The 12,596-nt window shown below is 59.9% G+C and carries 9 protein-coding genes; 1 reads left to right on the forward strand and 8 read right to left on the reverse strand.

The annotated features are described in order from the left end of the window. The first annotated feature begins 622 nt into the window (after positions 1–622). On the forward strand, positions 623–1,483 hold the full coding sequence (locus CYJ07_RS09265; protein ID WP_104203402.1) for a dienelactone hydrolase family protein: 861 nt from the start codon (positions 623–625) through the stop codon (positions 1,481–1,483). A 35-nt stretch (positions 1,484–1,518) separates the two neighbouring features. Here the strand turns inward: CYJ07_RS09265 and CYJ07_RS09270 are convergent, their stop codons facing one another. The 8 genes from CYJ07_RS09270 to CYJ07_RS09305 all read right to left on the reverse strand — a co-directional run. Further along, a complete protein-coding gene (locus CYJ07_RS09270) occupies positions 1,519–2,382 on the reverse strand; it encodes a hypothetical protein (protein ID WP_231489584.1) in 864 nt (287 codons plus the stop codon). A gap of 455 nt (positions 2,383–2,837) precedes the next feature. After that, on the reverse strand, positions 2,838–3,875 hold the full coding sequence (locus CYJ07_RS09275) for a hypothetical protein (protein ID WP_104203404.1): 1,038 nt from the start codon (positions 3,873–3,875) through the stop codon (positions 2,838–2,840). Between the two features lie 660 nt (positions 3,876–4,535). Next, complete coding sequence (locus CYJ07_RS09285; protein WP_231489585.1) at positions 4,536–5,096, reverse strand: hypothetical protein; 561 nt, start codon at positions 5,094–5,096, stop codon at positions 4,536–4,538. A 168-nt stretch (positions 5,097–5,264) separates the two neighbouring features. Next, positions 5,265–5,795 (reverse strand): hypothetical protein, encoded by a 531-nt coding sequence (locus CYJ07_RS20285; RefSeq protein ID WP_156085484.1) that lies wholly within the window; start codon positions 5,793–5,795, stop codon positions 5,265–5,267. 26 nt (positions 5,796–5,821) lie between these two features. Beyond that, positions 5,822–6,580, reverse strand: a complete 759-nt coding sequence (locus CYJ07_RS09290) for a hypothetical protein (protein WP_104203406.1) — start codon at positions 6,578–6,580, stop codon at positions 5,822–5,824. A 6-nt stretch (positions 6,581–6,586) separates the two neighbouring features. Beyond that, the gene (locus CYJ07_RS09295; RefSeq protein WP_331280923.1) at positions 6,587–10,024 is read right to left on the reverse strand and encodes a T6SS effector BTH_I2691 family protein; all 3,438 of its coding nucleotides are present in this window, start codon (positions 10,022–10,024) and stop codon (positions 6,587–6,589) included. Beyond that, on the reverse strand, positions 9,942–10,865 hold the full coding sequence (locus CYJ07_RS09300) for a DUF4123 domain-containing protein (RefSeq protein ID WP_104203408.1): 924 nt from the start codon (positions 10,863–10,865) through the stop codon (positions 9,942–9,944). Before CYJ07_RS09300 ends, CYJ07_RS09295 begins: the two co-directional genes overlap by 83 nt. Continuing rightward, on the reverse strand, positions 10,866–12,596 hold a 1,731-nt coding region (locus CYJ07_RS09305), incomplete at its 5' end, for a type VI secretion system Vgr family protein (RefSeq protein ID WP_104203409.1). It lies immediately after the preceding gene.

Genomic DNA, 12,596 nt, shown 5'->3' on the forward strand with positions numbered 1-12,596 from the left:
AAGGCCGAGCGACGGAACGCTCTGAACCAAGGATGCCTGGGCAGGAAGCCTAGGGGAGTTGGATAGGGAAGCGTTAATAAAAAGCCCGGCCTCACGGCCGGGTTTTTTATTTTTTCGAACCGACTCGAAGAATTGTCATCGCACACCGCCTGACCGTACAAAACCGGCTATCCTATTTTAGCGTAGGATGCTTCAGATTATGCGCTCACTACTACGGGTTCGCCAAAATATCGCGTCTCATCGCACCTGCCCCGGCCTCGGTCGGGGTTTTCTTTTCAGGGCGGTGAGTTTAACAGCAGTAGTAGCGTAGTCCGTGAAAGAGAGTTTATTGACTTAATGATTTATTCAACCACTGCCTATCTCGCGAATTCGAACTCACAAGCCTTCTCGATGCACGTGGCCCGGTGATAGCCCAAGTCGACCATCCGCAACCGACCGCGATATCGACCTCTCGAAGCACGCCCGCCTGATGCTGCTTGGGCAGAAGGCACCCCAATCCCAACACGAGGACGTCAGGCAGTGGCGGTATACGCGGGCCCCCGAGGGCAGCTATGTTAGTAAAGGGTGGTTACGACCTCTGCCTCCGAGACCTGACAAAGAAAATGAGCAAGGAGAGCTTCACATGCGCACCCTATTCACGCTCTTGTGCCTGATATCGGGGTTGATGGCAGGCTGGGCAATGGCCCAGGAGAACAGCCTACCGGCAACTCCCGAAACTGAACCCGAGTCGGAATTCCTCACGGCCTGGGGGCCGCGCGTCGAAAGCGAGATCTTCAAGTATTCAACCGGTGGTGAAACCTACCAGGGATACTTGGCACATAACGTCAATGATGAGAGCCCCCGGCCGGCCGTATTGGTGGTGCACGAGTGGTGGGGGCTCGATGACTATGCCCGTGCACGTGCCGACCAGCTCGCCGCTCTGGGCTTCGTGGCATTGGCGGTGGATATGTATGGCGGGGGGCAAGTCGCCACGCACCCCGATCAAGCGGGCGAGTTCTCCTCGCAAGTCATGCAGGATTGGCCAGCCGCGCGTGCCAGGTTCGAAGCGGCCATGACCCAGCTACGCGAGCACCCTGCCGTGGCAGATACCGGCATGGCGGCCATCGGTTACTGCTTTGGCGGTAGCGTCGTAATGAACATGGCATTGTCCGGCATGCCGCTCGAGGCTGCCATCAGTTTCCACAGCGATCCCACACAGGCAGCCTCAGCACGCGGTGAGTTCAATGGTGCGGTGCAGATCCACAATGGTGGCGCGGACTCGCTCGTCGAACGTGAAAGCCTGGCAGCCATGGCGCGCGCGCTCGAGGCACAAGGTGCCGAAGTCGATGTCATCACCTACCCCCAGGCCCTTCACGGCTTCACGAACCCCAGCGCCGACGCACTGAGCGAGGAACTCGACTTACCGATTGGCTACAATGCCGCCGCCGACGCCTCTTCCTGGCAGAGTGCGCTGCTGTTGCTGGATAGAACTCTCAATCAATAAAGCTCAGGCAGACCCTTGCGGTTCTTGGTCATTTATCAAGCCACCACTCCCTGGCGACGATAGGCGTCAGCGAAGATCTCTTCGATGGAACGATGTGGGTTTTCTTCGCGCAGTCGGCGCACCTCTGCTGACACGCGCACCAGCTCCTCGCTGGGCTTGGCCCACTGCTCCTCTGGCAAGGGTTTGGACCATTCTTCCACCTCAACCGGGCGCAGCTTTGGGCGCGACTTCATCAGGCGCTTGGCCTCCCATTCGGTCAGGTAGCCAGGTAGGTTCCACAGTTCGATGACGTGATAGGCATACCAGAAGAAAGCGAAGATCGGCCCCACTTCACCCTTGGCCCGACGCTCGCGCATACGGCGACGCGCATTGCGCAGCGTATGCACCCCTTCCCAGGGCGGGTCGTCCTTACCGCGCGGCAGGTGAGGATCCTGGATTTCGTACAAAGAGTGGACTTCATACTCCATGTAGGCACGCAGGGCTTCCCAGTTGCTGATCGCCAGGGGCAAGCCCGCCGACATGAATTCGAGTTTCAGCCACTTGCCCGTTTCCGGGTGGGCGTACCCTATCCCCATGCCATACTGCTGTTGAACGCCATACTGGGTGACCCCGCGAGCTTCCACCACCCAAGCCATCAAGGACTCCCAGGGCACGAAGACGGTTTCCTGTGTATCGGTCAGGGTAAAGCACACCTCACGGCGCTGGCGATTGAAACGGACAGGAATGCTGCGCTTTAAACGGCTCATACCAGCGTAATAACCGAGATATGAGATTAAGAAGATAGCCAGACCACCGACCACACCTGTCCAGAAAAGTAACTTATATAAAAAAAGAAAATTTTCAGGAGAGATGCCTGGCATGATAAAAAAAATAACCGCTGGCAAGACCAAGACACACATTAAGACTATTCCACATACACCACCAATTATTGTCTGCCACACGGTCACGTTTGGCCATCCACCTCCAAAATCCAGCCAAATGTCGTTAAGCTCACCGACAGCTTTACTCATATCCAAGGACGGCTGGCCCGACGATAAGGGCAGTGGCGCCAGATAGGTTATCCTCCCCCCCCGGAATCACCTGTACGTCACCCGCACGGTGAGGCTGGGATAGCTCAGGCTGCGGCAAGTCCGGCCCCTTGTTACGCATAGTCGAGTTCCCTTTTGATTGGCTCGTTCGCTACGGCTTAGCGCAAGCGAATATTCCTGCGGTTCTTCTTTTCCTGAATCTTCTTTACGCTGGCTTCGTCCATGCCGCGCCAGCCCCTGATAAATTTGGTGAGAAGTCCGGTGTCGGATCGTCGATGAGCGCACGACGGCCGACGGGGAATGGCCAAGCCAGCCCCTTCCTGGTATCAGCCTGAGTGGGCGGCAAAGGGTACGCTGGGATAGGCCGCCTTCGGCGCCTCGCCGGCACTTGGTTGCCCGAAGCGTTCCTCAACCGGCCCCAGGTCGAGGAAGGTCTCACCACGCTCATAGGCGGCTTCTACCTGGCGAGTCAGTTCGGTGAGTTCCGCCGAGGGCCTGGCCCATTCGGATTCGGGAAGCGGTTGGGACCACTCCTTTACCCAGCCCTTGGGGCTGGCCTTGGGCAGCACATGCTTGACGCGGTACTCGGTGTACCAGCTGGCGAAGTAGGCCAGTTCCATCCAACACTTGAGGCGGTAGCGCCAGAACGGCTTGCCCTCCCGCTCATGGCGCTTCCTTTGCCGGGCCATCTCTTCCTTGTACCAGGCCACGCTATAGTCGTCGGCGCGTTCGGGCGCCGCCTCGGGGCCCTCTTCCATATAGCGACGGATCAGCTCCCATTGCATCATCGCCATCTGCAGGCCGGTCATGCCGGCCGAGACACCGGCCCCGGCCAGGCTATAGCCCGGCCGCTCGGGGTCCGGCGGCAGGATGTGCAGTTCCCAGCCCAGCCCCGCCGGCCCACCGACGGTGACGGCCATGTTGCGGGTCGCCACCGCCACCACGTCTTCCCAGGGAACGAAGACGGTCTCCTTGCGCCAGCCGGCCAGGCGCCGCACCCAGCGGTAGAAGAGGACATAGCCGATGGCCAGGGCGGGGGAAATAATCAGATGAACAGTCGCCATCAGCGCAATGCCCTGGCGATCGAACATATGCATCTCGCCCCCGAGTCCACCGAGACTGACCAACGTTAAAAAGCCACTGATGGAAAACAGCGCAAACCAGAAGCCATACATCAGGTGCGCGCTGGGGGCCGGCAAAAAAACCTTTCGCCCGGGGCGTTCCACCACGAAGGCCACCTCGCGGCGCTGGCGATGGAAGCGTACCGGGGCGGTACCGCGAAGCCAGAGATCGGGAATAACGAGCAGCGCCCCGAAGAACAGCAGGCCCGCATAGGCGCCCCCCCCCCCAGATACCCAGCGCATCGCCCCAGGTAAAGCCGCCATAAAAGACCATTAAGACAGCTGAGGCCCAGACAAAAATAAAAAAGAGCATCACCCAAACTGCCGCCCCTCCCAATGCCAGCATGCCGTTGCGGCTGACGTTATGCAGCAGGTCCAGCGTCGCTTCGTCGCGGCGATGGACCAACCGACCGACATCCGCCCCGCCGCCCGCCGTGGGCCCCAGGGGGATGGGTCGGGGGCTCAGACTATAGAGCTCGTTGGGGCCGCGTGTCAGATGCTCGCCGGCGCGCAGCGCCATGGCGGGTGTTTCCTGTTCCTTGGCTGTGGTGGTCATGGACCGTCCTTCATTCCGTGGTAACCCGTGTTGGTGCCAAAGCTACGCATGGACCCCACGCTACCGCCCGGGCAGACGCCCCGCGCCTGCCCTGATGTCATCGTTTTCCATCCCCACTGCGCGGATTCAGGCAACAGCAAGGCTAGGGCCTTCCTGTGAATGCCCGGTGATTTACTTGGTCGCTACGGCTCAGCGCAGGCGGATGATCTTAGGTGAGGTTCGAACGGTCCTCGGGAAAGGACAACAGCATCTCGCTTTAGCCACATCAAAATAAACGGCTCGCTTAAAGGCATAACCATGCTATCTGAACCTGGGGCTCTGCTAGAGCCCACCACAGCTACAGCTCCTCAGATATCGATTTTCCCTTCTTCGTATTTTGCATTGGGGAGATGTTTCCTGAAGAATTGGATCCTCTTTTCAAGCTCACCGCCATGGCAATAAACAAGGTGGGTAAGCGGCCTGTACCGAGAGTTCTTACTATAGGGCTTCCATTGATAGGTCAATGAAATGATATTACGTTTTCTCCAGGTCCTTATAATCTCCGTTTTTTTCCACTCCATCTCATCATGCCGACTATTTCGTTGCATCTTTTGATACTCATTAGACGACCCCATCATCCAAGCCATCGCGCCAATGCCGAGCGGACCGATGGCGGTAATGGCCAACCCAGGGTCCATCAGGATAATAACACCCACTATCGGCAAAAGAATGATTGATAGCCACTTCAATACCGGCTTGACGGAATCGATCTGCGGTTTCCACGAGCAGACTTCAGCGCTCGCCTCGGTAAATCGATAGACGATGATTTTGGTTTGGTGGGTTATGCTCATCGCAATGAGTATGCCAAATAGAAACATCCCCCCCAGTAAAAAGGAGCCGAGTAATGTCTGTGCAAACAGGGAGGCCATATAAGCCCCCCCAAGCACACTAATGTCATAGGCATGAGAGCCAGGTTAGCCACAAACGTATTGTAATCCCGAGTTCGAATCTGCCAGCTCATTACTGCCGGCTCATCGGCATGCTGCCAAGGCATCTGCGAAATATAGTTCTGCTTGGGTTGGATAAACCACATGACCTTATCCTTGCTCTTCAGGGGTAAGAGGCACCATGAGATCAAAGCGGGCTGGCGCTCTGATGCCCCGACCTTCCTCGCTATTTGGCTCGATCTCCTTCTTGCCGCTTGCGGCGCGAGGTTTGAAGAAGGTGAAATCCGCACGGCCCTCGGGCGATGATAGTAACGATTCGGAATAGTCTACCGTCAGATTGAAAGGTGCATCTTCTCCCTGCTCGCTGGCGGGTATCCAGGCCTGCCAAACGCGCAGGTCCGATGCCTCATAACTAGAGGCGGCGGACAGAGCCTCTCGATTGACCCCATGTCGAAATGGGCTTGCTTCGAAGCTGTTAGCCGGAGCCCAGAAACCGCCCGCGGCAAGTTCGGAAACCTTGATGGTTTCGCCAGCCAGTGCCGCTGGCAATGCCAGTTGGAGCCAGAACCCATGATGCGTCGTTGTGATATCGCCTGTTCCCCAATAACTGATTGTCGAGGTTTCGGATTCTACGCTTATTGCTGGGGTTAGCTTGACGGAAGGTTCAAATAGGATTTCCATCAAGACTTGCCACTTCCGTAGCGGGCCTAATCCACCGCGAAGGCACCATCTGAGTCAACATCCAGCTTGCATTCACGGTAGGGCTTGTTGGGAAGTTTCTCTCGAATGAAATCGATGCGCGCCTCAAGGTCTTGCTTTTGACAATAGAGCGTCTTATAGGCGGTATAGCTGAATCCGTCTTCGTTGTGGTAGGTGAAGCGCAAGCCAATGACAGATCGCTGTCTCCATACGGCGACTTCCTCCGTGTTTTTCCAGTCGATTTCATAATGCTGGTCGTCACCCACTAGAGACTGATAATTCTTTGACGTGCCCATCAGCGCGGAGACGATTCCTATGCCAACGGGGCCGATAGCGGCAATGAGGAAGGAAGGATCGATGAACATCAGGAACAGCACCACGACACCGGAGCCGATTGCGGTCCATTTCATCACCGGCTTGACCGAATCGATCTGAGGTTTCCACGAGAAAACCTCAATGCGCTTGTCGGTAAGGCGATAGACGATAATCGCGGTCTGGTGAGTCATGCTCATAGCTATCAACAGGAGGAATAAAAACATCCCCCCCCCCAGAGACAGGGAAGAGATAAAGTCCTCACTAATACTGAACAGTAAAACCCCAACACCCAAGCAAATTATAAAAAAAATAACAAACAAAATATTGGCTACAAATGTATTGTAAGCCCTAGCCCGTATCTGCCACGACATCAGCGCCGGCTCTTCGGCGTGCTTCCATGGCATCTGCGCCACATAGTCCTGCTTGGGTTGAATGAACCACATCGTCGTCATCGTCTCCTAGGGGGTCGGTACGGTCAGTTCGATTGTCGCCGATGAGCACAGCCCACGGTACCGGTCATTGACCTCTACCTCGTACTTGCCCTGTCTCGGCTCGGCCTTGTAGAAGGTGAAGCTGAGCCCGCCGTGGGCATCGCCATATATCGCTTCGTCGTAGGTCACATTGAGCAGGAAGGGCTGGCCGTCCGGCAACCGTTCTGCGGGTAACCAGGCTTGCCACACGCGGAGTGGCTCCTCCTCGCTATAGCTCGAAGCGCCGGGCAACTCCATGTCCCGGCGGGTGGCCGGGCGCTCTTTGAAGCTGGCCGAGGGCGCCCAGAAGCCGCCCGAAGCATCCTGAGTGATCGTCACCTTTTCGCCCCCCATGGCGGCGGGCAGGGCCAGCTGAATCCAGTAGCCTTGTAGCGTTTCCACCCTTCTGCCGGGCGAGTATTGGGAGGGCGTCCGCGACACATCGAACTCGGTCCTGACGACTGGCGTCAACTTGAGTGCGGGAGCGAATAGCGCTTCATTGAGGTCGCGCAGCTCGGCAACCCGGTCAGCATCGCTATCGGACCACTGGGTGGCCTTGCCCCAGGTGCTTCGATACAGCCACAGCCGTACCCCCTCGCGACGATAGCGTTCGGAGAACATCGAGGCGAGCAGATAACCGGCACTCAGGATCAGCAACGCCCAACTGGCCCAAGGGGCAAGAATCCAGCCAAAGGCAAACCAGCGGCCTGCAAGCGCTCCGCCAAGTTGGAAGCTACCTATGGCAGCCATCCCAACTGTGGTAGTTAATTTTGCGGTAAGGGCTAGGCGCTCAGCATGACTGTTTGAAGTTCTGAGCTGCTGCCAAATCTGCCAAGCTTCCACACCAGCCCCAATAGCAGCAAAGGCCGCCATACCCGCAACGCGGCTTGATAGCCTGGCGGCGATTCGCGCCGTATTGGCTTGCCCAGCAGCTTCCCACCTAGATATTCCTGCCCCGGCAATCTTGGTTATGTTTCCACGCAACAAGGCTGTTCCATTAGCATGCCGCTGCCAATAAGGCATGACCCAAAGCGCCATCACCGCAGCACTGGCATAGCTGGCCTGGCTGGCGATCTTTTCCAGGTCGGCCTGGCTCATTCCGTCCCGCTGGGCATTGCGGATGCTGTCGGCGACATTGGCCAGGTTGAGCGTGGCGACCAACAGCGGCAATCCGCCGATGCCTCGACTCTCCACCCATTGGGCCATACGCCGACGAGCCGCAGCGGCACTGCCCGCACCGCGTTCGATACGCAGCCGATGTTGCTCACGCAGCTCGTCGAAACCCAGGGTAGCAAGCGATGCAGTAGCCCCTTGTGCAGGGCCCGCAGTAAAGCGCTTGGGCTCGTGCAACGCTAAAGCCTGATAGTCGTTCTCGAGTGAGCCTATCGTGCGGAACAGTTCAGCACGCCGACTCGGTGACATAGGCGTGTAGAGCAGAAGCTGCTGGGCCTTGATCTCCATTGACAGGCGCAGCATGCCGGCACGCCAGCGGCGTTGCTGAGCCTCGGTACCATCGTTGCGCTGTAAGAAGGCTCCTTGATTGTCAGGATGCACGAAGGCTGCCAGCATGGCGATCGAGACGCCCTTTGCGATTTGCTGCGTGCCAACTTGGGCGCCGGCACCAGCCGCGGGCAGTGTCAGGTAGGCAAGCGCTTCCCAGGCCTGCCTGCCAGCACCGGCAACGACTTTCTGCAGCGTAGCGAAAGTATCCTGGACGGGCTGGGCCAGAGCCTGGAACAGCGCAGATTGTTGCACGTGCTCAAGGTCAAGCACGCTCTTGAGATTGTTGGCTACTCCCGCGACATCGCTTGCGGTAATAGCGCTCTCGGCATCGCTGCCCGGGGTCTCCTCAAGCCACTCCCGCGCGATAGCGTCTAGAGCCTCGGCTAGCGACGGCGAGAAGTTGAAAAGTGCCAATCCTATTAGATTGTCGCGTCGACGTACCCGCTCGGTGAGCCATTGACGTCCCTCCTCGCTGGCACCTAGTGCTTCGCTCACCATTCGAGTGAATTCAAGCAGCGCCTGGGTCTGGAGCGCATTGCAACCATCGAAGCACAGCGCCTGGGCCGAGGTCGGAAGCCTATCCAACCAAGCGATCAGATCATCGCAGCAATGCTGACATTCTGCCTTCTGGCGCTCCAGTTGCGGACCATGCTCGGCAAGACACTCGATGACCTCATCGAGCCTAACATCGAGGCGAGGACGCTCCTTAGCATGCCAGGCATGGTACTGCGGACTGTTGCGGCCTGGAGGGTTGGACATGCCCAGCTCGCGTAATTCCTCGCGCAACCGCCTGGCCTGCATCTCCTTTGCGACGAGGGTGTGGTCCGACCCACGCTCCATACTGGCCAGGACATCCATCAGTTCACCGGTCTTAATGATCGACTCACGGTAGCGCTCGGGGTCGTCACGCGCCTCAGCGTCGACCAATTCATCAATGTCGACCAGACACAGCTCCTGTACGACCCGCGCCGTTTGCAACTGGTGGCCATGCTGGTCGGTAAAATGCTCGAGCTCCATTTCACGCCCAAGCAGATTCATTGTCAGGTCGTTGACGATCCCTAGTTGATCATCCAGGGCGACGAACAGTGCCTGATCCTTGTCGGGTACTTGGGCCAGCACGGCGTTCTGATCGATCTCGGGCTTATGAGCAAGGGCGACATATTCCGTCTCGTCCTCTTTTTTTTGCTCTTCCTGGGTGAGCGCCCGGGTCATCACCGTGGTCGAGTCGAAGTCGCTGGCCGCACCCTGCGGGGTAATATCGGCCAGGTGCTGCCCCAACTCGTTCAGTGGGCCTACGTGTGCGGTGTGCTCAGGGTCTACGATGGCCGAGCGTATGTTGAGCGGCCGCATGAAGCGCCGGCGAGCATCCACGTTCGAGCGCATGTGCTCGCAGATTCGCCAGGTCCACTGTGCGGGAGAGTAGGCAAGCCAAATCCGGCTGCGGCACGGATACAGCAGGTAGGGTTTGCTCTCACCGTCCCCTTTGCGTTCATCGGGCCGGGTCTCGTTGACGTCCTCGGGCCAAGGAATCCGAGTGAACTGATGCCCCACGATGCGATATTCGTGGAAGGTTCGGTCGATCTCATCCCACACGTACAGCCAGCCATCGCGGAGCTGGCGCAGGCAGTAGCTGCGCGTCTGCAGATCAGGGTAGCCGTGCCGTTGCCATGCTTCGGCCAAGGGATGCGGGCCTTGGGGCTCCTCCCTCTCGCTCGATGTTTCATCGATGGCATAGCGCACCGGAAAAATGGCGCATTCGAGATACAGCGGACATATGCTGGTGGCACCGAAGGGAGTCTCGCCGAACTCGGCGTCGCGCGCATCCTGTTGGGCTTGTCGATCAGACATGGTGTGACTTCCTTGTTGTCTCGTTGTTAGCCTCTTGGATCCCCTCAGTCGAGCGACACCAGGCATCCAACTCATACAGCTGCTGTTGTTGGGGCAACCTGTCACGGGATGGATCTTGAGCCACCCAGCGAGCATAGGGGCCGGTCGTGGCCGTCATGAAGCCCGTCCCCCAGCGCAGGCTCAGTTCCATCCAGATGGCAAGTTGCCGCTCCGTCTGCGCTCCCCAGGCCAGGGCCTCATCCAGGCGCGACTCCAGCCAATCGCCTCTTCTCTCAACGGCCAGCCCTGACCAGGCCTCACCGGCATGGCGCTCGAAATACTCCGCCAAGCGCTCCTTGAACTGCCAGCGAGCCACCGCGTCCAGGGCGTCGAGCTGCGGCGAGGCGAAGTGATCGGGTGAGCGCAATAGCTGTTCGTCAGAAGGTGACTGATCGGCCTCCACCTCGAACGTTCGCCAAACCGGGGCTTCATGCTTGTCCCAGGCCGGCGCCCACTGCGTCACTCGCCAGGTGTCGATCGGCCCCATCACGTCGGCCGGCACGCTCCCGCCATAGCTCGCTAGCCAATGTCTCAGCACCAGCGGATCGGCGAATCGGAGCAGCCGTTGCACCCCATCGACCTCGATCTCCACGAAACCCAGCAGGTGGTCTCCCAGTTCTTCGGTGGTCGCCGCACTCGAGATCAGCGACATGGCTCTTGTCCGCTCACCATCCCCCTCGGCAAGAATTTCGTCGACGAAATGACGATTTCTTGGCGCCACCAGAATCGGCCCTTCCGCCGCGACGTCCTTGAAACGAGTAAGCAGGTATAACGGCACGATCTCGACGAGATCATCGCGCGAATACAACCGCTTGAGGGCATCGGGATAGCGCACCCCATCCACCAGCACATGCGTGATACGGCCCGGCTCGCCCACTTATGCCCCCTCCTGGCCGTTACCCGACTCGCAGATCTCACAGCTGGCCGGCGCCTTCAAAAGCGATGTGAGCTGGGCGCGGCGCCGAATCGGTGCCACGGCCTCATGCGACTCACCGGTCGCCCCCCTCGGCAGCGCCGGAGCCTGGGCGGCCTGGCCGGAACCGGAGCCGGGGCTGCCGCCGGAGTTGATCTTGACCTGGCTGCCGACGATGGTCACGCCGCTGGGGTCGAGCTTGATAAAGCTGCCGCCGGCCTTGAGGGTGATCTCGGCGCCGGCTTCGATCACGACTTTCATGCCCGCCTTGTGGTGGACCTCCTGGCCGGCTTCGACCAACTGCGCGCGGCCGTATTTCTCGTGACGGCTGGCGTTGACGATGAGGTGATCGTCGCCGTCGACCTGGGTGTGGCGCTGGCCATGTACCGTCAGGTGATCGTCATTGTCGATTTCCGCGATGCGGTCACGGTGCACGGTGAGGAAGCTGTCGTTGCCGATCTCCTCGGTGCGGTCGTTATTGGTGAGCAGCTCCAGGTCCTTCTGGGCGTGGACCCAGATCTGCTCCTCGTCGGCCTCGTCTTCGAAGCGCAGTTCGTTGAAGCCTTCGCCCTTGTGGCTCTGGGTACGGATGACGGTACGCGTCTTGTGCTCGGGCAGCGGGTACGGCGGCGTGTTGACCGCGTGGTAGGTGCGCCCGGTGATCAGCGGCTGGTCGGGGTCGCCCTCGAGGAAGGAGACGATCACCTCGTGGCCGATCCGGGGGATGGCCAGGCTGCCGTAGCCGCCGCCGGCCCAGCCCTGGCTGACCCGGATCCAGGCACTCGCCGTTTCGTTGGGCTCGGCGTAGCGGTCCCAGGGGAACTGCACCTTGACCCGGCCGTGCTCGTCGCAGTGGATCTCCTCGCCCTCGGGCCCGACCACGAAGGCGACCTGGGGGCCGTCGACGCGGGGCTTGGGATGGGGTTCGGGCCGCCAGGCGGTGTCGCCGGGTGTCAGCACCAGGGTGTTGTGGTAGCGGGTCATGCCTTCCGAGCCTGCCCGACCCTGCAGGCGCAACCCTGCCGCATCCCCCTGGGTGACGCCATCCTCCTCCAGCGCCTGGGGCTGTTCGCCGCGATGAATGACCGAGACCACCTGCCAGTCGCGGTTGAGTTCACTGAGGTCGTGGTCGGTGAGGGTGAAGCGGGTGCCGGGGGCGAGCTCGGGCAGGTCGCTCTCGGCGGCGCAGGTCAGCGCCTCGCGGCGCAGGTGCTCCAGGCGGATGCGAGTGAAGGCCTCGCCAGAGGCGTCGGCCTTGTAGCGGCCGGGGTAGTCGTAATGCTCGTAGTCGTCCCGTTGCGCGTGCTCTTCCAAGCCGTCTGCTGCGTGTTCGTGGAGTTGCGCATAGGCCGGCTGCTTGAAGGAATAGTCCTTGAGCGTGACCGAGGCCGGGGCCATCCGGGCGAGCTGTTCGAGCTTGCGCACGTGGCGGCTCGGCGGCGTGCCGCCGGCGCGGCTGTGGTAGGGCCGCGAACCGAGATGCGCGAGCGCCTGGGGGGCGTCGGCGAACACCAGGCGGTGGGCGCCGTTGGGCGCCTCCTCGAATTCGTGGAAGTAAAAGAGCCCTTCTTCGGCGGCGAGGCGCTCGACGAAGGCGAGGTCGGTCTCGCGGTATTGCACGCAGTACTCCCGCGTCTCGGGCTCGCGGGTGGCGGCGAAGGCCACGTCACGCAAACCGCGCTCGTCGCACAGGGT

The sequence above is a fragment of the Billgrantia saliphila genome (assembly GCF_002930105.1).
Taxonomy (GTDB): Bacteria; Pseudomonadota; Gammaproteobacteria; order Pseudomonadales; family Halomonadaceae; genus Halomonas; species Halomonas saliphila.

Excerpts from the sequence above, each read along its gene's own strand:
- CYJ07_RS09265 (WP_104203402.1), top strand. The coding sequence starts at position 623 with ATGCGCACCCTATTCACGCTCTTGTGCCTGATATCGGGGTTGATGGCA.
- CYJ07_RS09270 (WP_231489584.1), bottom strand. The coding sequence starts at position 2,382 with ATGTGTGTCTTGGTCTTGCCAGCGGTTATTTTTTTTATCATGCCAGGC.
- CYJ07_RS09275 (WP_104203404.1), bottom strand. The coding sequence starts at position 3,875 with ATGCGCTGGGTATCTGGGGGGGGGGGCGCCTATGCGGGCCTGCTGTTC.
- CYJ07_RS09285 (WP_231489585.1), bottom strand. The coding sequence starts at position 5,096 with ATGGCCTCCCTGTTTGCACAGACATTACTCGGCTCCTTTTTACTGGGG.
- CYJ07_RS20285 (WP_156085484.1), bottom strand. The coding sequence starts at position 5,795 with ATGGAAATCCTATTTGAACCTTCCGTCAAGCTAACCCCAGCAATAAGC.
- CYJ07_RS09290 (WP_104203406.1), bottom strand. The coding sequence starts at position 6,580 with ATGACGACGATGTGGTTCATTCAACCCAAGCAGGACTATGTGGCGCAG.
- CYJ07_RS09295 (WP_331280923.1), bottom strand. The coding sequence starts at position 10,024 with ATGAGTTGGATGCCTGGTGTCGCTCGACTGAGGGGATCCAAGAGGCTA.